The organism is Meinhardsimonia xiamenensis (assembly GCF_900102905.1).
In the GTDB taxonomy this organism is placed as follows: domain Bacteria; phylum Pseudomonadota; class Alphaproteobacteria; order Rhodobacterales; family Rhodobacteraceae; genus Meinhardsimonia; species Meinhardsimonia xiamenensis.
The window spans coordinates 1-21,138 of record NZ_FNFV01000012.1 but is presented as its reverse complement, the minus strand read 5'-3'; the positions used below and the strand labels follow the sequence as shown (position 1 = coordinate 21,138).

Here is a 21,138-nt window from a genome sequence, read left to right as displayed (position 1 = left end):
AGCGGTTGCAGCCATAGGCGGGGTGCTCGAGCGCCAGCGCCTTGATCTTCTCAACCGTCTCGGGCGGCGTCGTCTGCGGGTGGCTCTTGTGGATCGGCGGCAGGTCCTTCAGCCCCTCGAAGCCGTGGGTCTGAAACCGCCGGCGCCACTCGTAGAAGCTGGTCCGGTCCATGCCCCGCCGCCGGCAGGCCTCGGCCACGTTGCCAAGCTTCCTGGCCAGCTCCAGCACGCTCAGACGCTGCTCGGCCATCTTCGTCGCCGCGTCCCGCGACCTGCGTTTCTTCGATGTCGATGATTGTCCCATTGGGTCTTCCTCCTTTCCCCTTATCGCACGGAAAGAAGGTTAAGTGAACAATCAGTCGCATCGGCGCCTCACGAAATTGGTTTGGTTTTTCGCATCCTACACGAACCAAAAAGCATGCCCACCACCCGCGAAACAATCCTCTCCGCGCTGCACGCGCGGCTCTCTACCCTGCCCGCAACAGTCCTGCGCGGCGAGGTGCTGCCCGAGCGGGTGCCGGCCGGGGGGCTCGTGATCCTGCGTGACGGAGACCCGGGCGAGCCGGAAGTCACGCTCTCGCCGCTCATCTGGCATTACCACCACCGCGCCGAGCTCGAAGTGATCGTGCAGGGCCGCGACCGGGATGCCGAGTTTGACGCGCTCTGCGCCGCCATCGGCGCCGCGCTCGCCGCCGACCGCACGCTGGGCGGGCTCTGCGACTGGGTCGAGGCCGAGGCACCCGCGCCGGCCGATCTGCCCCTCGAGGGGGGCGCGAGCCTCAAGGCCGCCGTGGTGCCGGTGGTGGTGAGCTATTCGACGAGCGATCCGCTCGCCTGATCCCAAGGGAAGGAGTTGACACATGGCACGCGCCAGCGGGGCGCGGGCGCAGCTCGCGCTCGCCTTCGAGACGACCTATGGCACCACGCCTGCCTCGGGCTTCGTGCGGATGCCTTTCACGAGCTGCGGTCTCGGCGCCGAGCAGCCGCTGATCGAGAGCGACCTTCTGGGCCTTGGGCGCGATCCGGCCGCGCCCATCCGCGACGCGATGACGGTCGACGGGGACATCGGCATTCCGGTGGATGTCGAGGCGATCGGCTACTGGCTGAAGGCGCTCTTCGGCGATCCGGTCACCAGCGGCACCGGCCCCTACACGCACGAGTTCCGCTCGGGTGCCTGGAGCCTGCCCTCGATGTCGATCGAGGTCGGCATGCCCGAGGTGCCGCGCTTTTCCATGTATGCGGGCTGCGTTGCCGACCGCCTGCAACTGCGCATGGAACGGGCCGGGAACCTCGTTGCCACCGTCAGCCTCGTCGCGCAGGGCGAGACCACGGCCGCGAGTTCGCAGGCGGGCACGCCCGCCGCCATCGCCTTGCAGCGGTTCGGGCATTTCCACGGCTCCATCACCCGCAATGGCGCGAGCCTCGGCAATGTCGTGGTGGCCGAGATCGAGTACGCCAACAACCTCGACCGGATCGAGACCATCCGCGCCGACGGGCGCATCGACGGCGCCGACCCTTCGGTGGCCGCGCTGACCGGCACCATCGACGTGCGTTTCGCCGACACGACGCTTGTCGATCAGGCCGTGGCGGGCGGCGCCTGCGAGCTCGAATTCGCTTGGGCGCTGCCGAGCGGGGAGAGCCTGACAATCACCGCCCATTCCGTGTTCCTGCCGCGCCCGCGGCTTGCCATCGAAGGCCCGCGCGGCGTGCAGGCAAGCTTCGCCTGGCAGGGCGCGCGCGATGACGCGCTGGGGCGGATGTGCACCGTGACCCTCGTCAACAATGTGAGTGCTTTCTGATGCTCAAACTCAATCTGACCCACGCCCCGCGCTGGCTCGACCTCGGCCGAGGGCTTCGGCTGCAGGTTCTGCCGCCGGTGAGCACCCTTGCCGCCCAGGTCTGGCGGGAGATGGCGGAGGCAGGCGCCTTCGACGAGACCCCGGCCGTCGATCCGGGCGTTGCCGAGGCGAAGGCATGGGCGCGGCGGGTGGTCATCGGCTGGGAAGGGGTCGGCGACGCCGATGGCAACCCGATCGACGCCCCGAGCCCTGAGACCATCGACGCGTTGATCGACGTGCCATGGGTCTATCTTGCCTTCCGCGCGGGGTTCCTCGCGCCGCTTCACGCGCTGGAGCAGGAAAAAAACGCCTCCGCGCCCTCGCCGAGTGGGAATTCGGCGGCGGCGCCGACTACTGCCGCGCCTGCGGCCAACCCTGCGACGACTGCCCGCGGCTCGTAAATGCGCCCGCAAGCATTGAGGGACTGCAGGCCTGGGAGCTTGCGCGCCGCCTTGGCGGCCAGCTTCGTATTGGCCCCACCGGCGCCGTCATCGGTTGGGATTTCGCGGCGGCACTGGCACTGGCGCGGGCGATGGGCGCCGATCCCGCCGCGGTCGCGGAATTCCTGCCCGAGATCGAGGCGGTGATGGTGGCGCGGCTCAATGAACGCAGCGGAGACTGAGCATGGCCGAGCATCGCGTGAGCGTGCGCCTTGCCGCGACCGGCGGGCGCGAGGTGCGTGCGGAGTTCCGCGGGATCGGCGAGGAGGGCAGCCGGTCCTTCGCGATGGTCGGGCGCGAGATCGACAGCCTCAACCGGCGCATGGGCGGTCTCGGGCTCGGCGCGCACAATGCGCGCGGGGCGATGCGCAATGTCGGGTTGCAGCTCAGCCAGGTGGCGCAGCAGGGGGCGGTCACGGGCGACTACTTCCGGGCGCTTGCCGTGCAGATGCCCGACCTTCTTCTCGGGTTCGGCGGTCTTGGCATCGCCATCGGCGCGGTGGCGGCCGTGCTCGGGCCGTTCGTGATCGACCTCTTCGAGGCCGCCGACCGCTCGAAGGAGCTGGCCGAAAGTGTGGGCGCGCTTGAGGCGGCCGTCGGCGCCTTTGCGACCCGGGCGCGCGAGGCCGGGGCGAGCACCGCCGAGCTTGCCAGGACCTACGGCACGCTCGCAGGTCAGGCCCGCGAGCTTCTGGCGGTCGAGCGCGATCTTGCCCGCCTTGACGCGCTTGAGCAGATCGCGGCGTCGGCCGAGGCTGTCCGCGCGGCGCTGGGCGACATCGGCACGCGATCGCGCGCGGAGTTCGCGCAGGCGGCAGCACGGGTGGCCGAGGTCAACGCCGAGATCGAGCGGCTGCGCGACGAGCAGCGCGCGCTCCTCCGCGAGGGGCTCGACGTGGGTGACAATGTCCAGCGTAACCTCGCGATCTCGACCGCGCTTGCAGAGCTTCAGAACGGCCTTCTCGAGATCGGCTCACTCACCGGCCCAATCTACCGGCTGCGCGACGCGCTGGGCATCACCTTCGAGGATGCCGCCGCGCTCGCGGGCGCCATGGCCGATCTGAGGGACGCGCGCGGGATCGAGGCGCAGTCGCGCGCGCTCGAGGCCCTGCGCGCGAGCTACATCGCGGCACTTGGCGGCCTCGAGGCGATGACGGCCGAGCAGCGCGCGTTTCTCGCCCGCCTCACCGATGCCTCGCTCGCCGCGATCCGCTTCCGCGCGCTGATGGATGACGCGGGCGCCTCGGTCTCGACGGCGGCGGGCAGCGCCACCGCGCTTGCCGACGAGATCGGCCGCGCCGCTGCGAATGCGGCGTCGCTTGCCGCCGAGGGGCTGTCGGCGCTTGCCGAGAGCGAGATCCGCCTGCGCTACCGCGACGATCCGGTGGGCCTTGCCGGTGCGCTTGCGGGGGCCCGGTTCGATGCGCGGCTTGGCGACATCATCGGGTTCGACCCGATCCTGCAGGAAGGGCTGCGCCGCCAGCGCGAGGCTTTCGTCGAGAATGCCAGGGCCGCCGCGCGGAACCGCCTTGCCTTGCAGGAGTGGAACCGGGAGCAGCGCGCGGCGGCAACGGCCTCGAGCGCCACCCGCGCGGCGCTCGAGGAGCAGGCCAAGGGGTGGGAGGCTGTGGCCGAGAGCCTCGCAGCCTACGCCGAGGAGGCCGGTAACTGGGGCGGCCAGCTCGGTGACGCTTTCGTCGGGGCGTTCCGAAGCGCCGAGGATGCGGTCGCGCAGTTCGTCTCCGGGGCAAAGCTCGAGATCGGCGACCTTGTGGGCTCCATCCTGGCCGACTTCGCCCGCCTTGCCACGCGGCAGTGGATCACGGGGCCGCTCGCCACGCTTCTCGGCGGCGCGCTGGGCGGGCTGGGTGGCGCCACGGGCGCGGTTCTGCATGCCGGTGGCATGGTGGGAGCAGGCGGGCCGCAAAGGGCGCTCACGGGCGCGCTGTGGGCCACGGCGCCGCGGCTGCACACTGGAGGCTGGCCCGGACTCAGGCCCGACGAGGTGCCGGCCATCCTGCAACGGGGCGAGCGGGTGCTTTCGCGCCGGGAGGTCGCGGCCGGATTCAGTGCGGCAGCACCCGTTCAGGTCACGATCATGGCGCGCGATGTGGAAGGCTTCCGCCAGTCCCGCGCGCAGATCGCCGCCGACATCGCGCGGGCGGTGTCACTCGGCCGCAGGGGGCTCTGATGGCGTTCCACGAGGTGCGGTTTCCCGAAGACATCAGCCGGCGTGCCAGGGGCGGCCCCGAACGGCGCACGCAGGTGGTGACGCTGGCAAGCGGGGAGGAGGAGCGCAACGCCAGCTGGGCGAACAGCCGGCGGCGCTACGATGTCGCCTACGGCATCCGCCGCGCGGACGATCTCGCCATCGTCGTCGCCTTCTTCGAGGCGCGCAACGGCAGGCTCTACGGCTTCCGCTTCAAGGACTGGGCCGACTACAAGTCCTGCGCACCCTCGCAGGCGCCTTCGGCGATCGATCAGCAGATCGGCACCGGGGACGCCGTGACGAGGGCCTTCCAGCTGGTAAAGCTCTACGCCTCGGGCGCGCAGAGCTGGAGCCGGACGATCACGAAGCCGGTCGCGGGCACGGTGCGGGTTGCCGTGGACGGCGTCGAGCAGGCAGGCGGCTGGTCGGTCGATGTGACGACCGGTCTCGTCAGCTTCGACACTGCCCCCGCAGAGGGCGCCGTCATTACCGCCGGCTTCGAGTTCGACGTGCCGGTGCGCTTCGACACCGACACGCTCGATGTCACCCTCGATTTCGAGCGGCTCGGTTCCATCACCTCCATTCCGCTTCTGGAGATACGGCGATGAAATCTCTTTTGCCCGCCCTGCAGGCCCATCTCGACGAGGGCACCACGACGCTCGCCTGGTGCTGGCGCATCACCCGCGCCGATGGCCAGGTGTTTGGCTTCACCGACCATGACCGGACGCTCAACTTCGACGGCACGAGCTTCGAGCCCGAGAGCGGCTTTGCGGCCTCGGAACTGCGCGCGGGTTCCGATCTCGCGGTCGATGCGCAGGACGCGGAAGGCGTGCTGCGCTCCGGCGTCATCACCGAATCCGACATCGCCGCGGGGCTTTGGGACGGCGCGGCGGTCGAAGTCTGGCGGGTGAACTGGCAGGATACGAGCCAGCGGGTGCTCATGCGGCGCGGTGCCATCGGCGAGATCCGGCGTGGGCGGGTGGCCTTCACCGCCGAGATGCGGAGCCTCGCTCATGTGCTCGATCAGCCGGTGGGGCGGAGCTTCCAGGCCGGCTGCGACGCGGTGCTGGGCGACGGGCGCTGCGGGATCGACTTGGACAGCCCGGCCTGGAAGGGCGCCGGCACCGTCGCGGTTCTCCTGCGCGACCGGGCGTTTTCTGCTGCGGGGCTCTCGGGCTTCGCGGCCGGACTCTTCACCTTCGGCACGCTGACCTGGGACACCGGTGCCAATGCCGGCCGGCGCGTGGAGGTGGAGCGCCACGAGGTCGCCACCACCGGCGAGGCGATCATTACGCTGCTGGAACCGCCCGGCAGCCCCATCGCCGCGAACGACGCCTTCACCATCCGCGCCGGCTGCGACAAGTCCTTTGCCACCTGCCGCGACCGCTTCGCCAACACGGCCAATTTTCGGGGCTTTCCGCATATCCCCGGCAATGACACCGTGCTGCGCTACGCCTCCCAAGGAAAGGCCAACGACGGGAGCGTCCTGTGAGCGCGGGCTTCATCCGGCGGCCGGCCGCGCGCGGGAAGGTGATCGCCGCGGCGCGGTCCTGGCTCGGCACGCCATACCACGACCAGCAGAGCGTCCGTGGCGTCGGCTGTGACTGCCTAGGGCTAGCCCGGGGCATCTGGCGCGAGGTGGTGGGGCCTGAGCCGTTCCCGATCCCGCCCTACTCGCGCGACTGGGGCGAGACCGGGCCGGTCGAGGTTCTGGCGGACGGCGCACGCTCCTGCATGATCGAGTTGAGGACGGCTGATCCGCCACCCGGTGCGCTCCTGATGTTCCGTATGCGCGCGCGCGCCATCGCCAAGCACGTCGGCATCCTCACCGACGTCGAAACCATGATCCACGCCCGCGAACGGCTGGGCGTGATCGAGGAGCCCTTCACCCGGTCTTGGCGGCGGCGTCTGGCCTTTGCCTTTCTCTATCCCCAACCCCGGAGGCGCTGATGGCCACGCTCGTGCTCGGCCTTGCCGGTCAGGCCATCGGCGCCTCGATCGGCGGTGGCATCCTCGGCATTTCCGCCGCCACCATCGGCGGGGCGATCGGCACCATGGCGGGCTCGGTCGTCGACAGCTGGATCGTCGGCTCCCTGCAGCCCGATCAGCGCTACGAGGGCGCGCGGCTCGACAGCTTGCGGGTGACTTCCGCCACCGAAGGCACGACGATCCCCCGCGTCTTCGGCCGCATTCGTCTGGGTGGCAACATCATCTGGGCCACCGACTTCACCGAGCATGTGAACACCACGACGCAAGGCGGCGGCAAGGGCGGCGGGCCGAGCGTCACCACGACCGAGTATTCCTATACCGCCTCCTTCGCCGTCGCTCTGTGCGAAGGCCCCATCACCGGCATCGGCCGCATCTGGGCCGACGGCGAGCTTCTCGACACATCGACCGTCACCTGGCGCTGGTATCCGGGCGACGAGGCACAGGCGGCCGACCCGTTCATCGCCGCGAAGATGGGCGCCGAGGGCGCGCCCGCCTATCGCGGCACGGCCTATGTCGTCTTCGAGGAACTCGACCTCACGCCCTTCGGCAACCGCATTCCTCAGCTGAGCGTCGAGGTCTTCCGCCCCTTGGCCGACTCCGACACCGCCGAGGGGGCGATCCGGGCCGTCACCATGATCCCCGGCGCGGGCGAGTTCGTCTATGCCACGGAGCCGGTGATGCGGACCGAGGGCGCCAAGACCACGCCGGAGAGCGTGCACGCCGAGACCGAAAGGGCGGATTTCCTGGTCTCCCTCGACCGGCTCGAGGCACTGGCACCGGCGGTCGAGAGCGTGTCGCTGGTGGTCGCGTGGTTCGGCAACGACCTGCGCGCCGGGGAGTGCGAGATCCGGCCCGGCGTCGAGACCTCCGCGAAGACCACCACGCCGCAGGTCTGGCAGGTCAACGGGGTGGACCGGGCATCGGCGCATCTGGTCTCGACCGATGCCGAGGGAAGGCCTGTCTATGGCGGCACGCCGAGCGACGCGGCCGTGGTGCAGGCGATCCGCGAACTGAAGGCGCGCGGCTTCCGGGTGACCTTTTATCCCTTCATCCTCATGGACATCGCGCCGGGCAACGCCCTGCCTGATCCCTACTCGGACGGTGCGGCGACGGTGGGGCAGCCGGCCTATCCCTGGCGCGGGCGCATCACGTGCTCGCCGGCGCCGGGCTTTGCCGGCTCGGTGGACAAGACGGCAACGGCGGCCAGCCAAGTCGCGGGTTTCTTCGGCAATGCGCAGGTGTCCGACTTCGCCGTCTCGGGCGAGACCGTCTCCTGGATCGGCGGCAATGACTGGGGCTGGCGGCGGATGATTCTGCACTACGCGCATCTTTGCGCGGTTGCCGGCGGGGTCGATGCCTTCCTGATCGGCTCGGAGCTCAGAGGCCTCACCACCATCCGCGACAGCGCCACCAGCTATCCGGCGGTGGCGGAGCTTCAGGGCCTTGCGGCCGATGTGCGCTCCATCCTCGGGCCCGGCACCGACATCAGCTACGCCGCCGACTGGTCGGAATATTTCGGGCATGATCCGGCGGACGGCTCGGGGGACCGCTTCTTCCATCTCGATCCGCTCTGGGCCGATGCCAACATCGATTTCGTCGGCATCGACAACTACATGCCCATCTCCGACTGGCGCGACGGCTTCGAGCACGCGGACGCGGTTGCGGGCGCGCCGGCGGTGTATGACCGCGCCTACCTGCAATCGAACATCGCCGGGGGCGAGGGCTTCGACTGGTACTACGCAACCCCAGCGGATCGCGAGGCGCAGCTCCGCAGCCCGATAGCCGATGGCGACTACGGCGAGGACTGGATCTGGCGCTTCAAGGATCTGGCGAGCTGGTGGAGCGAGCCGCATCACGACCGGCCGGCCGGCATGCGCCTTGGCATCGCCACGCAGGGCGCGGCGCCGCTCGGCTGGAACACCATCGGCGGGGGTGTCACCCTCACGGCCGGCAGCGGCAGCCATCGCGGCTTCACCGCGCCGGCGCTGATCGCAAGCGGCGGGGCGACGTGGCACGGGGCGACGCCGGGCTTCTTCTCCTTCGCAGGCGGCGAGCGGGTCGCGATCTCGGCTTACGTGGCGGCCGGCAGCTCCGGCAAGGCGATGCTCGACTTTGCCGCCTCCGGCGCGGGCGACACGGGTGTGGTGGTGAACCTCGCCACCGGCGTCATCGAGAGCTGGTTCGCCGGGCCGAACCCGATGATCTCGAGGGCGCTTGTCGATCTCGGCGGCGGCGTCTGGCGGATCGACATGGTGGTGGACGTGACCATTGCCGCCACCAACTACCAGCTGCGCCTCGGGCCGCGTTCGGCCACGGTGGGCGAGAACGTGCTCGCCTTCGGCATCGAGGCGGTCATCGAGGGCAAATCCAGCACCGGATGGGTGCCGGAGTCGAAGCCCATCCGCTTCACCGAGTTCGGCTGCCCGGCCATCGATCGCGGCACGAACCAGCCGAACGTCTTTTACGACCCGAAGTCATCCGAGAGTGCCGCACCTTACTTCTCGCGGGGGTGGCGGGACGACGCGATCCAGCGGGCCTATCTCGAGGCGACCGCGCTCTACTGGGCCGATCCCGCGAACAATCCCGTCTCGAGCGTCTATGGCGCGCCCATGCTGGAGGTGGCGGAATGCGCTGCCTGGACGTGGGACGCGCGGCCGTATCCGTTCTTCCCGGCCCTCACTGACGTCTGGTCGGATGGCGCGAATTGGCAGCTCGGCCACTGGCTCACGGGACGCCTCGGCGCAGTGTCGCTCGCCGCTCTCGTGCGGCATCTCTGCCTTTCTGCCGGCATGGATGCCGCCCACATCGACGTCTCCGGCCTCTGGGGCGCGGTCGAGGGGCTGGTGATCCCGGCCATCGAGAGCCCGCGCGCGACGATCTCGATGCTGGCTCGCCACTTCGGCTTCGATGCTGTCGAGAGCGAAGGCGTGATCCGCTTCCGCATGCGGGGGACGGCGCCGGTCGCCACCATCACGCCCGGCGATCTCGTCGCGGGCGAGGCGGAGGACATCGAGCGCACGCGCGGCCAGGAGACCGAACTGCCGCAGGTGCTGCGCTGGAGCGTGGCGCGCGCCGACGAGGACTATGACAGCGCCCTCGTCGAAGCCCGCCGCATCACCACCGGCGCGGTGCGGGTGACCGCCGAGAGCTTCCCCGTCGCCGTCGCCCCCGAGGAGGCCGAACGCCGCTGCCGCCGCGCTTTGATGGAAACATGGACCGCGCGCGAACGGGCGAATTTTGCCCTTCCGCCCTCGCGCCTCGCCCTCGATCCGGGCGACGTGGTGGTGTTCCAGGACGGTACGACCGCCGAGTTCCGCCTCATGCGCATCGCCGATGGGGTTGCCCGCCGCATCGAGGCGACCCGACAGGACCGCGAGGTTTACGACCTGCCGCCGGGGGCCCAGCGCACCGCCGCCGTCGCCCGCTCCGTGCCGCTTGGCGCGCCGCAGGTGGCGATCCTCGACCTTCCGCAACTGACCAGCGCACACACGCCACCGCGACCGCTCATTGCGGTTGACGCCGATCCCTGGCCGGGCACGGTTGCCGTTCTTCGCAGTCCCGAGACATCGGGCTGGACGAGCTTCGCCACCATCACCCGCCGGGCGCGGATCGGCACGCTGGCCGCCGATCTGCCGTCGGGGCCGACCTGGCGGTGGGATCGGGGCACGGTGCTCGAGATCGACCTGCTGTGGGGCCAGCTTGAGAGCATCACCGATCTGCAGCTGTTCGCAGGTGCCAACGCCTTTGCCGTGGAGTGCGCGCCGGGCACATGGGAGATCCTGCAGGCCCGTGACGTCACGCTTATCGCCCCAGGCCGCTATCGCCTGACCACGCTCCTGCGCGGCCAGCGGGGGACCGAACATGCCATCGGCAATCCCGCCCCGGCCGGGGCGCGGGTCGTGGTGCTGGATGCGGCCGTCACTGAACTGCCCTTCACCGCCGGCGAGATCGCCTTGCCGTGGAACCTCGCGGTGGGACCGGCCACGCGGCCCGTGTCGGACCCGAGTTACACAGTCCTATCCGTGACGCCATCGGGTGCCTCGCTCCGCCCCTTCGCGCCGGTGCATCTGGCGGCGAAGGCCGAGCCGTCAGGCGACATCACTCTCAGCTGGACCCGCCGCTCCCGCGATCCGGCCGCCGACAGCTGGGAAGCTGCCGAGGTGCCGCTCCTCGATCAACCCGAGGCCTGGGAGATCGACATCCTCGACGGCGTGACCGTGAAGCGGACGCTGACGGCGGGCACGGCCACGGTCACCTACAGCGCCGCCGACCAGGTGGCCGACTGGGGCGCAGCACTGGCGCCGGGCGCCGCGCTGACCATCGGTGTCGCCCAGAACTCACCCTCGCTCGGTCGCGGCATGCCTGCCGAGGCTACAATCACCATCGCATGAGGCCCACATGACCACCCCGAACCTCGCGCTGCCCCACATCGCCGCCGCGCAGGCGCAGAAGCACGTCACCCACAACCAGTCGCTCGATCTGCTCGACGGCCTCGTGCAGCTTTCCGTCAAGGACCGGGATCTGAGTGCGCCACCCGCGAGCCCCGCCGAGGGCGACCGCTACATCGTCGCCGCCGGTGCCTCCGGCGCATGGGCTGGCTGGGATGGCGACGTGGCGATGTTCTCCGGCGGTGCGTGGCTGCGCCTGCACGCCCGCGAAGGCTGGCGCGTCTGGGTCGAGGACGAGGCGGCGCTTATCGTGAGATCGGGCGGCGCGTGGATCACGCTCGAGGCCGCGCTCGGGCTGGTGACGCGGAGCACAGACGTCACCCTCGCGCTGAGCCCGAACGGCGCGGCGACGCGCCTCACCGTCGCCGAGGAGACACTGACGAACCTCGCGGGCCCGACCGTTACCTCGAGCATCGTCATTCCCGCGCGCGCCATCGCGCTGTGCGTCTCGACCCGCACCACCAGCGCGATCACCGGCGCCACCAGCTACGACTGCGGCATCATTGGCAGCCCCGCGAAGTTCGGCGGCTCCCTCAGCACCGCCACCGGCGCTTCCAACCTCGGCATCATCTGGCCAGAGGCCTTCTGGGTCGACACGCCCATCGTCCTCACCGCCAACGGCGGCGACTTCACCGACGGCGCGGTGCGCATCGCCATCCATGCCTTCGCGTTCACCCCGCCAGACTGAGGCCGTCATGACACCTCCCAGATCCGAACAGGGCTTTGTCCGCATGCCCGTGGACGAGTTCGAGGAAATTCTCGCCCGTGCCGCCGAGCGGGGCGCCCGCCGCGCGCTCGCCGATGTCGGCCTCGAGGGCGAGGACGCCGCCATCGACATTCGCGACCTGCGCACATTGCTCGCAGCCCTGCGCATGGCGCGCCGCACCGCCTGGCAGACCACGGTGCGCGTTATCACGACGGGCCTGCTCGTCGCCCTCATCGCGGGCATCGCCGTTCGGCTGAAGCTTTTCGGCTGAGCGCCGCGCCTCGCACCCGGCCACCAGCCCGCCGCAAGGCGGGTTTTTCATTGGAGAACAAGAAATGCCGATCCATGACTTCGCGCATTGGCGCGACGTGCCCGCCGGCCTCTGGCGCTGGCCCAACTTCAGCCCCGAGGAAATCGCCTGCCGCGGCGACGGGACCATCCGCGTCAACGAGGCGGCGCTCGACCGGCTGCAGGCGCTGCGCGACCGGCTCGCGCGCCCGATCATTGTCCACTCCGCCTATCGCAGCCCGGACTACAACCGGAAGGTCGCCGGCGCCCCGCGTTCGCAGCATCTTCTCGGCGCGGCCTTCGACATCTCGATGGCGAACCACGACCCGCACGCCTTCGAGGCGGCGGCGCGGGAGGCGGGCTTCACCGGCTTCGGATTCTATCCCCGCCAGAACTTCATGCACATCGACATCGGCCCCGTGCGCCAATGGGGCGAGCGGTTTCCCGAAAGGAGCAGCCGTTTCGCCGAGGAGCCTCCCCGCCTCCGCGAGAGCCTCGCCGACAGCCGCACAATGAAGGGCGGCGGTGTTGCGGGCGTTGCCACCACGGGCGCCGCCGGCGTCGATCTCCTGCAACAGACGCTGGCCGACACGCAATCGGCGGTGCAGCCGCTCGTGCCCTGGCTCGACACGCTGCGCTGGGCGTTCCTGGCCTGCGCGCTGGGCGGGATCGCACTCATGATCTACGCCCGCTGGGAGGACTGGCGGAAGGGGCGCCGTTGATGGGTGGCGCTCTTTCCTGGCTTGCCGGCTCAAGGCTCGGCGCCGCCATCGCGAGATGGGCCGCCATCGCGCTCACCGTGGGCCTCTTCCTCGCCGCCTTCCGGCGCTCGGCCGAGCGTGCCGGGCGTCTCGCCGAACGCCTCGAACAGATGGAGAATATCAATGCCGCGCAACGCCGAATGCTCGAGGCCAGGACACGCCGCCCTCGTTCTCGCGACGAGCTTGCTCGCCGCCTGCGCGCGGGGCGGTTCTGACGGCCCGGCGCCGTGTGGCTGCCTGCCGCTCCCGGAGTACGAACGCGAATTCCAGGCGCGCGCGGCCGAGGAGCTCGAGCGATTGCCCGAGGGGTCGGCAATCGAGGAGATGTTGGGGGATTATCACGCCCTGCGCGTGGGAGCCGGGCAGTGCGTGCCCTGACACCAGCGATGACCACAAGTTCAATTCAGGATTGATTCCAATGGCCATTTCGGCCACTTCTCGTCATGGGAGGACCACCCATGACCGCACTTTCCGCCCGCGACGCCAAGTACAACTTCGGCCGTCTGATCGACCTCGCCCGCGCCGAGCCGGTGGTGGTCGAGAAACACGGGCGCCCGGTCGTCGTGGTCCTGTCCGTCGAAGAATACGAAAGGCTGACCGGCAACAAGGTCGCCCCATCCCGACTGGAAGGCGAGGAGTGATGGCAACGAACAACAACGCGCCCCTGGGCATCGAGGCAGAGCTGTTCAAGGCCGCCGACAAGCTGCGCGGCAACATGGAGCCGTCGGACTACAAGCACGTCGTCCTCGGCCTGATCTTCCTGCGCCACATCTCGGAAAGCTTCGAGGCCAAGCACGCCGAGCTGATGGCGGAATACCCCGAGGGCGCCGAGGACCGCGACGAATACCTCGCCGACAACATCTTCTGGGTGCCGAAGGAGGCGCGCTGGTCCCACCTCCAGGCCAGTGCGAAACAGCCCACCATCGGCAAGATCATCGACGACGCCATGCTGGCGATCGAAAAGGACAACCCATCGCTCAAGGGCGTGCTGCCCAAGGACTATGCCCGCCCCGCGCTCTCGGCGATCATGCTGGGCGAACTGATCGACCTCATCGCCAACATCTCCACCCGCACCGAGAAGGGGCAGGAGCGCGACCTCTTCGGCCGCGTCTACGAATACTTCCTCAAGGAGTTCGCCGGCTCCGAAGGCAAGCGCGGGGGCGAGTTCTACACCCCCCGCTCGGTCGTGAAAACGATGGTCGAGATGCTCCAGCCCTACAAGGGCCGCGTCTATGACCCCTGCTGCGGCTCGGGCGGCATGTTCGTGCAGTCCGAACGCTTCGTCGAGGCCCATGGCGGCCGCATCGGCGACATCGCCATCTACGGACAGGAGAGCAACCACACCACCTGGCGGCTGTGCCGGATGAACCTTGCCGTGCGCGGGATCGACGCCGACATCCGCTGGAACGCCGAGGGCTCCTTCCACAAGGACGAGTTCCCCAGCCTCAAGGCCGACTTCATCCTCGCCAACCCGCCCTTCAACGTCTCCGACTGGGGCGGCGAGCGCCTGCGCGACGATCCGCGCTGGAAATATGGCGTGCCGCCCAGGGGCAACGCCAACTTCGCCTGGCTCCAGCACATCCTGCACCACCTCTCGCCCACCGGCACGGCGGGCGTGGTGCTGGCCAACGGCTCGATGTCCTCCACCCAGTCGGGCGAGGGCGAGATCCGCAAGGCGATGATCGAGGGCGAAGTCGTCGACTGCATGATCGCCCTGCCGGGGCAGCTGTTCTATTCAACCCAGATCCCGGTCTGCCTGTGGTTCCTGGCGCGCGACAAGTCGAACGGCATCGCGCGCGACCGCAAGCTGCGCGACCGGCGCGGCGAGATCCTGTTCATCGACGCGCGCAAGTTGGGCCACATGGTGGACCGCACGCGGCGCGAGTTCTCGGACGAGGACATCGAGAAGATCGCCGGCACCTACCACCGCTGGCGCGAGGGCGCGGGCTACGAGGACATCCCGGGCTTCTGCAAATCGGCCAGCATCGAGGAAGTGCGGGCGCACGGCCACGTGCTGACCCCGGGCCGCTATGTGGGCGTCGAGGCGGCCGAGGAGGACGACACGCCCTTCCCCGAACGCTTCGCCGAATTGCAGGCGGAGTTGGAAGAGCAGTTCGCCGAGGCCGACCGGCTGACCGGCGTCATTCGCGAGCGACTGGCGGGGGTTCTTGCACGATGACGGGGGGGAAACTTGCCTCCAGTTTGCCTGCCGGCTGGAAGCGATGCTTGTTGGGCGAAATCTGCGAAGCAGGGGGCGGAGGAATCCAGACGGGGCCTTTCGGCAGCCAACTTCACGCCTCCGACTACGTCCCCGTCGGTATCCCTTCGATAATGCCGCAGAACATTGGCGACAACCGAATCGTCGCAGACGGAATTGCCCGCATTTCCGAAGAAGATGCGATTCGCCTTTCGAAGTACCGCGTCGAGCCGGGCGACATCGTGTATAGCCGACGTGGCGACGTTGAGAGACGCGCTTTGATCCGTTCCTCGGAAGATGGCTGGCTCTGCGGAACCGGTTGTTTGCGTGTGCGGCTCGGCGACGGCCCTGCGGACCCCGCTTTCGTCGCATTCTACTTGGGAACACCCGAAGCGCGGGAATGGATCGTGCGCCACGCGCACGGGGCGACGATGCCTAACCTCAACACTTCCATTCTTGCTGCGTGCCCCATTGTTGTTCCCCCGCTCCCCGAACAACGCGCCATTGCCGGTGTACTCTCCGCCCTCGACGACAAGATCGAGCTGAACCGGAAGATGAACGCCACGCTCGAGGCCATGGCGCGGGCGCTGTTTCGCGACTGGTTCGTGGATTTCGGCCCCACCCGCGCCAAAATGCAAGGCCGCCCCCCCTACCTCGCCCCCGAAATCTGGTCCCTCTTCCCCGACCGGCTGGATGATGAGGGCAAACCGGAGGGGTGGGAGATGTCGGAGATCGGCAAGGAAGCAACGGCCGTCGGCGGTTCGACACCGAGCACCAAAGAGCCCGCCTACTGGGGCGGAAACATCAATTGGGCCACCCCCAAGGATTTGTCGTCCTTGAAGGCACCGGTCCTGCTGGAGACAAGCCGCACCATCACGGAGGCTGGCCTCGAAAAGATCAGTTCGGGCCTGTTGCCCGAAGGAACCGTCCTCCTCTCGTCACGCGCGCCAATCGGTTATGTTGCAATTGCCGCCGTGCCAGTTGCGGTCAACCAGGGATTCATCGCGTTGAAGTGCGAGGGCCGGCTTTCAAAAGAGTTTGTCTGGCAATGGCTCCATGCTTTCATGGACGAGATCAAAGGCAACGCCAATGGCTCGACCTTTCAGGAAATCAGCAAGAAGAACTTCCGTCCACTCCCTGTGGTCGTTCCGTCCGAACCGGCGCGGTCTGCCTTCGATGCGATCGTATCGCCAATGCTCGAACGCATCATCGCCAACGAACGCGAATCCCGCACCCTCGCCCAGACCCGCGACCTGCTGCTGCCCAGGCTCATGTCCGGCGAGCTCCGCGTGGCCGAGGCCGAAAAGATCGTGGAGGAGGCGCTGTGATGAGATACCCAGGAGACAACGTGCGTTGCATTTGGCAGATCATGACTCTTGACAGTATCGTCAAATCGACCACATATGGTGACAGATCACCCTCGGCGCTTCGGTGCCGGGGCGCGCGGCGGCCCCAGTGGCCGCTGCTGCTTTTTCGGGGGTTCGCATGAGAACCCACGTCTACATCGACGGCTACAACCTCTACTACGGCTGCCTCAAGCGCACGCCCTACAAGTGGTTGAATATCCATGCGCTTTGCTGCGCGCTCCTGCCGCAGAACGACATCCGGGCGATCCGCTACTTCACTGCGCAGGTCAGCGGCACGCCGCATGACCCCGATCAGCCCACCCGCCAGCAGACGTATTTCCGCGCCCTGCGAACGCTTCCGCAGGTCAGCATCCATCTTGGCCATTTCCTGACCCATGAAGTGACCATGCCCGACGCCGCCGACTGGAAAAACGGGCGCTACACCGGGCGTCAGGTCATGAAGACCGAGGAAAAGGGCTCTGACGTCAACCTCGCAACTTACCTGCTGGTCGACGCGTTTGACGATGCCTTCGACGTGGCGGTGATCGTCAGCAACGACAGCGACCTGAAGGAGCCGATCTCGGTTGTTCGGAACCGGTTCGGAAAGACAATCGGGATCCTCAACCCCCAGAAGCGTGTGAGCCGGGCGTTGAAGCCATACGCGCATTTCATCAAGCAGATCAGACCCGGCGTCCTCAAGAACTCACAGTTCCCCAACACGATGCAGGATGCGAAGGGACAGTTCCACAAGCCGACGCGCTGGTAGGAGGCCGTCCCAGATACGGAGGCGCTGAAAAGTAGAAGTTTAAGATTTGAGGCCGGAAATATTCATGACTTTCCTCACCGAAGACGACATCGAAAAGACCCTGATCGCCAAGTTCAGTGAGCTCGGGTATGCGAATGCGCCCGACACCGTCATTGGCCCGGACGGAACGGCGCCCGAGCGAGCGGCCTATGATGATGTCATCCTGCGTGGACGTCTGGAAGCGGCGGTCGAACGGCTGAACCCCCACATTCCGCCAGAGGCGCGCGAGGAGGCCATCAAGCAGGTTCTGGGGTCGGAAAGCGCTTCGCTGGTCGAGGAAAACCGCAGGCTTCACCGGCTGATTGTCGAGGGTGTGGACGTGGAGTTCCACGCCGAGGACGGCACCATTCGCGGCGACAAGGTGCGCTTGGTTGATTTCGACGACCCGGACGCCAATGACTGGCTGGTCGTCGATCAGATGGTCGTGATCGAGAATGGCCGCAACCGTCGGCCCGATGTGGTGGTCTTTGTGAACGGCCTGCCGCTCGCGGTGATCGAGCTGAAGAACCCGGGCGCGGAGACGGCAACGCTCACCACTGCCTACAATCAGTTGCAGACCTACAAGGCCGAGATTCCCTCGCTCTTTCGGACCAACGCGGTGCTGGTGACGTCCGACGGCACCCTGGCGCGGGTCGGGTCGCTCACCGCCAACGAGGAGCGCTTCATGCCCTGGCGCACCACCGACGGGCGCGAGGTGGCGCCGAAGGGCAGCCCCGAGATGGACGTGCTGATCGAGGGCGTCTTCGAGAGGCAGCGCTTCCTGGAGCTTATCCGCGACTTCACGGTGTTCGGCGACACCGGCTCGGGCATCGTCAAGATCATCGCCGGCTATCACCAGTTTCACGCGGTCAAGAAGGCGGTTCAAAGCACGCTGCGCGCAACCGCCGTCGATGGCGACCGCAAGGCCGGGGTGATCTGGCACACGCAAGGTTCGGGGAAGAGCCTGCTCATGGCGTTCTTCGCGGGCCAGTTGGTGCGGCACCCGCAGATGGAGAACCCGACCATCGTCGTGCTGACCGATCGCAACGATCTCGACGATCAGCTGTTTCAGACCTTTTCCATGTGCCGCGACCTGATCCGCCAGACGCCCGAGCAGGCGGAGAGCCGCGAGCATCTGCAACAGGTCCTGAACCGCATCTCCGGCGGGATCATCTTCACGACCCTGCAGAAGCTGTCTGAAGGGAAGATGACCGACCGGCGCAATGTGGTCGTGATTGCTGACGAGGCCCACCGGAGCCATTACGGATTCCGGGCAAAGATCGACCCCAAGACAGGCAAGCGCACCTATGGTTTCGCGAAACTCCTCCGAGATGCGCTGCCCAACGCGTCTTTCATCGGCTTCACCGGAACGCCGATCGAAAAGGACGACGTGAATACGCCGGCCGTCTTTGGCGACTACATCGACATCTACGACATCACCCGCGCGGTCGAGGATGGAGCGACGGTACCGATCTACTACGAAAGCCGCCTGGCCCGCATCGAGCTGCCCGAGGAGGAGAAGCCGCGGATTGATGCCGAGATCGAGGCGCTGACGGAAGACGAGGACCTGACCGAGCAGGAGAAGCTCAAGCAGAAATGGTCAAACGTCGAGGCGCTGGTTGGAGCCGAGAAGCGCCTGAAATTGGTCGCGGCGGATATCGTCGAGCATTTCGAGCGGCGGCTCGCCGCGCTTGATGGCAAGGGCATGATCGTCTGCATGAGCCGGCGAATCTGCGTCGCGCTTTACAACGAGATCGTGGCGCTTCGTCCCGAGTGGCATTCCGACGATGACAATACCGGCGTCATCAAGATCGTGATGACGGGGGCGGCATCAGACCCGGCGGAGTGGCAACCACACATCGGCAACAAGGCGCGGAGGGATCTGATCGCGAAGCGCGCCAAGGATCCGGACGACCCGCTGAAACTGGTGATCGTTCGCGACATGTGGCTGACCGGCTTCGACGCACCGTCGATGCACACAATGTACATCGACAAGCCGATGCAGGGGCACGGGTTGATGCAGGCCATCGCTCGGGTGAACCGCGTCTTCCGCGACAAACCCGCCGGTCTCGTGGTGGATTACATCGGGATCGCCCAAAGCCTGAAGAACGCGCTGGGCCAGTATTCCGAGAGCGACCGGCGCCAGGCCGGCATCGACGAGGCCGAGGCGGTAGCGGAAATGCTGAAGCGCTACGAGATCGTTCAGGATCACTTCCATGGGTTCGATTACAGCCAAGCCTTGAAGGGGGAACCGTCAGATCGCCTCCGGACGCTTGCGGCAGCAATGAACTGGATCCTGGAGCGCCAGCACGCGGCAGCCGCCAGGGAGGCGGACGAAGATGCAAGAAAGAAAGCCCTGCGCCGATACCAGGACGACGTCCTTGCGTTATCGAAAGCGTTTGCCTTGGCAGCGGCCAGCGAAGAGGCCCAGCGCATTCGCGATGATGTCGGTTTCTTCCAGGCGGTTCGGGCAGCGCTTGTAAAGGCCACGCAAGGGACAGGTGGCTCGGCGGCTGACAAGCGCCTTGCCGTTCAGCAGATCATCGACAGGTCCGTGGTTTCGACAGAAATCGTGGATATTCTCTCGGCCGCGGGGCTCAAGTCGCCGGACATCTCGATACTTTCGGATGATTTTCTGGCGGAAGTCCGGCAGATGGAACAGAAGAACCTCGCGCTTGAGGCGCTCAAGAAGCTGCTCAACGACGAGATCCGATCCCGTGCACGGTCAAACGTCGTCGAGAGCAAGAAGTTTTCCGAGCGGCTGGAGCAGGCCGTTGCGCGGTACCACACGAATGCGATCAGCACTGTCGAGGTTCTTCAGGAGCTGATCGAACTCGCGCATGACATTCGAGAGGCCAGGAAGAGGGGCGAGGAAGAAGGTCTGACCGAGGAAGAGATCGCGTTCTATGACGCTCTTGCTACGAATGAGAGCGCGGTCGAGGTCCTCGGGAACGACTCGCTGAAGCTGATTGCGCACGAGCTTCTCGAGAGCCTCAAGTCGCACGTGACTGTCGACTGGTCCCATCGCGAATCCGCCAGGGCGCGAATGCGGGTTCTGGTGAAACGCATTCTGCGGAAATATGGATACCCGCCGGATCTGCAGGATGCTGCGATACGAACCGTTCTTCAGCAGGCCGAGGCGCTTTCGGCGCGATGGGCGGCCTGAAGGAAGGCGCTTTCGAACGTGGATGTCGCGCACCGTTTTCAATCTTGGCGCAACGTTACGGGAAACCCTTTGCTGCGGCTGAGCACTTGGCGAACGAATGCCGGGCGCCTGCGCAGCCGGAACAGACCGAACACATATGGGGAACGCTCGGCGGCACCGGCGTTGTTGGCGCTACGTTGGCGCTCGGTTTAGCGTTTTGTGCGACAGGCGCACAAGTATTTGAAAATACGCGAGTAGTGCCGCTTACGTTATATCGACCAGCGGTCTCATAACCTGAAGGTCGTAGGTTCAAATCCTACCCCCGCAACCAAATCCATACGCGTTATCAAACGCTTACACGCCGCCCGTCAGGGCGGCGTTTGCGTTTCCAGCCCCCGTGGAAGCACTGTGGAAGCAAGAAGCGGAGAAGTTATGCGCGGACGCTACAATTCCACTTCTGCTTCCAGTTCCGGGACGCCAACCTCCTGGGCGACCGGTGTCCAGATATCGAATTCTTCGGCCTCGGTTTCTATTGTGACAATGAGCGAGTAACGAACGCCAAGTTCGCTTCGATCTCGTTTGGGCTGATCCTTCCACCAGCCGGAGATGGGATAGATCCCTATCGTACCGCGCTCGGCTAGGTCTGCGGCGGTACTGACCTGCCCCCCGCTGGTCCCTCATTCATAACGAGAGTCTGCGGGTTTGGGTTTGATAGTCTTCGGTTTCGGTTTGGGCAAGCGCGCCGGGCGCGGAGCCGTCGATTTGCTCAAGCGCTCGGCGCGCTTGCAGCGGCGTCCGGTTTCCGAGTGACGAGTGCGGCCTGATGGTGTTGTAGTCGTAGCGCCAAAGGGCCAGCTTCCGGCGGGCATCGTCCAGGGTGTCAAATATCTCCTCGTTCAGCAGCTCGTCGCGCAGGCTGCCGTTGAAAGACTCGATGTAGGCGTTCTGCTGCGGCTTTCCGGGGTCGATGTAATGCCACGGCACATC

At 67.1% G+C, this 21,138-nt stretch carries 20 protein-coding genes; 18 read left to right on the top strand and 2 right to left on the bottom strand.

Annotated elements, in window-relative coordinates:
* The coding region (locus BLQ14_RS14795; protein ID WP_143004500.1) for a helix-turn-helix domain-containing protein at positions 1 to 304 on the bottom strand (304 nt) is incomplete at its 3' end.
* A gap of 114 nt (positions 305 to 418) precedes the next feature.
* Here BLQ14_RS14795 and BLQ14_RS14790 point away from each other — a divergent pair.
* From BLQ14_RS14790 to BLQ14_RS14700, 18 genes are all read left to right on the top strand, one after another.
* Positions 419 to 838: an acyl-CoA transferase gene (locus BLQ14_RS14790; protein WP_092501344.1), complete on the top strand. Its 420-nt coding sequence runs from the start codon at positions 419 to 421 to the stop codon at positions 836 to 838.
* 22 nt (positions 839 to 860) lie between these two features.
* Positions 861 to 1,799, top strand: coding sequence for a phage tail tube protein (locus BLQ14_RS14785; RefSeq protein ID WP_092501343.1), 939 nt, complete (start codon positions 861 to 863; stop codon positions 1,797 to 1,799).
* Complete coding sequence (locus tag BLQ14_RS14780) at positions 1,799 to 2,239, top strand: hypothetical protein (protein ID WP_092501342.1); 441 nt, start codon at positions 1,799 to 1,801, stop codon at positions 2,237 to 2,239. The genes BLQ14_RS14785 and BLQ14_RS14780 overlap by 1 nt, the downstream gene beginning before the upstream one ends.
* Positions 2,240 to 2,253: 14 nt before the next feature.
* Positions 2,254 to 2,460 (top strand): DUF7697 family protein, encoded by a 207-nt coding sequence (locus BLQ14_RS15705; RefSeq protein WP_425412120.1) that lies wholly within the window; start codon positions 2,254 to 2,256, stop codon positions 2,458 to 2,460.
* 2 nt (positions 2,461 to 2,462) lie between these two features.
* A complete protein-coding gene (locus tag BLQ14_RS14770) occupies positions 2,463 to 4,469 on the top strand; it encodes a phage tail tape measure C-terminal domain-containing protein (RefSeq protein WP_092501341.1) in 2,007 nt (668 codons plus the stop codon).
* Entirely contained in the window at positions 4,469 to 5,095 is a 627-nt protein-coding gene (locus BLQ14_RS14765) for a DUF2460 domain-containing protein (protein WP_092501340.1), read from the top strand. Before BLQ14_RS14770 ends, BLQ14_RS14765 begins: the two co-directional genes overlap by 1 nt.
* Positions 5,092 to 5,979 (top strand): DUF2163 domain-containing protein, encoded by an 888-nt coding sequence (locus tag BLQ14_RS14760; protein ID WP_092501339.1) that lies wholly within the window; start codon positions 5,092 to 5,094, stop codon positions 5,977 to 5,979. The genes BLQ14_RS14765 and BLQ14_RS14760 overlap by 4 nt, the downstream gene beginning before the upstream one ends.
* Positions 5,976 to 6,437: an NlpC/P60 family protein gene (locus BLQ14_RS14755; RefSeq protein ID WP_245657133.1), complete on the top strand. Its 462-nt coding sequence runs from the start codon at positions 5,976 to 5,978 to the stop codon at positions 6,435 to 6,437. Before BLQ14_RS14760 ends, BLQ14_RS14755 begins: the two co-directional genes overlap by 4 nt.
* Complete coding sequence (locus BLQ14_RS15600; protein ID WP_245657132.1) at positions 6,437 to 10,867, top strand: baseplate multidomain protein megatron; 4,431 nt, start codon at positions 6,437 to 6,439, stop codon at positions 10,865 to 10,867. The genes BLQ14_RS14755 and BLQ14_RS15600 overlap by 1 nt, the downstream gene beginning before the upstream one ends.
* A gap of 7 nt (positions 10,868 to 10,874) precedes the next feature.
* On the top strand, positions 10,875 to 11,612 hold the full coding sequence (locus tag BLQ14_RS14745; protein WP_092501338.1) for a DUF2793 domain-containing protein: 738 nt from the start codon (positions 10,875 to 10,877) through the stop codon (positions 11,610 to 11,612).
* A 7-nt stretch (positions 11,613 to 11,619) separates the two neighbouring features.
* Positions 11,620 to 11,901 carry a DUF6127 family protein gene (locus BLQ14_RS14740; protein ID WP_092501337.1) on the top strand — a complete coding sequence of 94 codons (282 nt, stop codon included), beginning with the start codon at positions 11,620 to 11,622 and terminating at the stop codon, positions 11,899 to 11,901.
* A 64-nt stretch (positions 11,902 to 11,965) separates the two neighbouring features.
* Entirely contained in the window at positions 11,966 to 12,640 is a 675-nt protein-coding gene (locus BLQ14_RS14735) for a YcbK family protein (RefSeq protein ID WP_092501336.1), read from the top strand.
* Positions 12,640 to 12,894, top strand: coding sequence for a hypothetical protein (locus BLQ14_RS14730; protein WP_092501335.1), 255 nt, complete (start codon positions 12,640 to 12,642; stop codon positions 12,892 to 12,894). Before BLQ14_RS14735 ends, BLQ14_RS14730 begins: the two co-directional genes overlap by 1 nt.
* A gap of 243 nt (positions 12,895 to 13,137) precedes the next feature.
* Positions 13,138 to 13,320: a type II toxin-antitoxin system Phd/YefM family antitoxin gene (locus BLQ14_RS14720; protein WP_072746518.1), complete on the top strand. Its 183-nt coding sequence runs from the start codon at positions 13,138 to 13,140 to the stop codon at positions 13,318 to 13,320.
* The gene (locus tag BLQ14_RS14715; RefSeq protein ID WP_092501333.1) at positions 13,320 to 14,858 is read left to right on the top strand and encodes a class I SAM-dependent DNA methyltransferase; all 1,539 of its coding nucleotides are present in this window, start codon (positions 13,320 to 13,322) and stop codon (positions 14,856 to 14,858) included. The genes BLQ14_RS14720 and BLQ14_RS14715 overlap by 1 nt, the downstream gene beginning before the upstream one ends.
* Positions 14,855 to 16,204, top strand: coding sequence for a restriction endonuclease subunit S (locus BLQ14_RS14710; protein WP_092501332.1), 1,350 nt, complete (start codon positions 14,855 to 14,857; stop codon positions 16,202 to 16,204). Before BLQ14_RS14715 ends, BLQ14_RS14710 begins: the two co-directional genes overlap by 4 nt.
* Before the next feature lie 157 nt (positions 16,205 to 16,361).
* The gene (locus tag BLQ14_RS14705) at positions 16,362 to 16,988 is read left to right on the top strand and encodes an NYN domain-containing protein (protein ID WP_092501331.1); all 627 of its coding nucleotides are present in this window, start codon (positions 16,362 to 16,364) and stop codon (positions 16,986 to 16,988) included.
* Between the two features lie 64 nt (positions 16,989 to 17,052).
* Positions 17,053 to 20,172, top strand: a complete 3,120-nt coding sequence (locus tag BLQ14_RS14700; protein WP_092501330.1) for a type I restriction endonuclease subunit R — start codon at positions 17,053 to 17,055, stop codon at positions 20,170 to 20,172.
* 660 nt (positions 20,173 to 20,832) lie between these two features.
* On the opposite strand, the gene BLQ14_RS14690 is transcribed toward BLQ14_RS14700, so the two are convergent.
* The coding region (locus BLQ14_RS14690; RefSeq protein ID WP_143004508.1) for an integrase core domain-containing protein at positions 20,833 to 21,138 on the bottom strand (306 nt) is incomplete at its 5' end.

What these genes read in the sequence shown, in the direction of transcription:
- BLQ14_RS14705 (WP_092501331.1), top strand. Translation starts at nt 16,362, where the DNA reads ATGAGAACCCACGTCTACATCGACGGCTACAACCTCTACTACGGCTGC.
- BLQ14_RS14760 (WP_092501339.1), top strand. Translation starts at nt 5,092, where the DNA reads ATGAAATCTCTTTTGCCCGCCCTGCAGGCCCATCTCGACGAGGGCACC.
- BLQ14_RS15600 (WP_245657132.1), top strand. Translation starts at nt 6,437, where the DNA reads ATGGCCACGCTCGTGCTCGGCCTTGCCGGTCAGGCCATCGGCGCCTCG.
- BLQ14_RS14700 (WP_092501330.1), top strand. Translation starts at nt 17,053, where the DNA reads ATGACTTTCCTCACCGAAGACGACATCGAAAAGACCCTGATCGCCAAG.
- BLQ14_RS14765 (WP_092501340.1), top strand. Translation starts at nt 4,469, where the DNA reads ATGGCGTTCCACGAGGTGCGGTTTCCCGAAGACATCAGCCGGCGTGCC.
- BLQ14_RS14720 (WP_072746518.1), top strand. Translation starts at nt 13,138, where the DNA reads ATGACCGCACTTTCCGCCCGCGACGCCAAGTACAACTTCGGCCGTCTG.
- BLQ14_RS14770 (WP_092501341.1), top strand. Translation starts at nt 2,463, where the DNA reads ATGGCCGAGCATCGCGTGAGCGTGCGCCTTGCCGCGACCGGCGGGCGC.
- BLQ14_RS14745 (WP_092501338.1), top strand. Translation starts at nt 10,875, where the DNA reads ATGACCACCCCGAACCTCGCGCTGCCCCACATCGCCGCCGCGCAGGCG.
- BLQ14_RS14710 (WP_092501332.1), top strand. Translation starts at nt 14,855, where the DNA reads ATGACGGGGGGGAAACTTGCCTCCAGTTTGCCTGCCGGCTGGAAGCGA.
- BLQ14_RS14740 (WP_092501337.1), top strand. Translation starts at nt 11,620, where the DNA reads ATGACACCTCCCAGATCCGAACAGGGCTTTGTCCGCATGCCCGTGGAC.
- BLQ14_RS14790 (WP_092501344.1), top strand. Translation starts at nt 419, where the DNA reads ATGCCCACCACCCGCGAAACAATCCTCTCCGCGCTGCACGCGCGGCTC.
- BLQ14_RS14730 (WP_092501335.1), top strand. Translation starts at nt 12,640, where the DNA reads ATGGGTGGCGCTCTTTCCTGGCTTGCCGGCTCAAGGCTCGGCGCCGCC.
- BLQ14_RS14780 (WP_092501342.1), top strand. Translation starts at nt 1,799, where the DNA reads ATGCTCAAACTCAATCTGACCCACGCCCCGCGCTGGCTCGACCTCGGC.
- BLQ14_RS14735 (WP_092501336.1), top strand. Translation starts at nt 11,966, where the DNA reads ATGCCGATCCATGACTTCGCGCATTGGCGCGACGTGCCCGCCGGCCTC.
- BLQ14_RS14785 (WP_092501343.1), top strand. Translation starts at nt 861, where the DNA reads ATGGCACGCGCCAGCGGGGCGCGGGCGCAGCTCGCGCTCGCCTTCGAG.
- BLQ14_RS14715 (WP_092501333.1), top strand. Translation starts at nt 13,320, where the DNA reads ATGGCAACGAACAACAACGCGCCCCTGGGCATCGAGGCAGAGCTGTTC.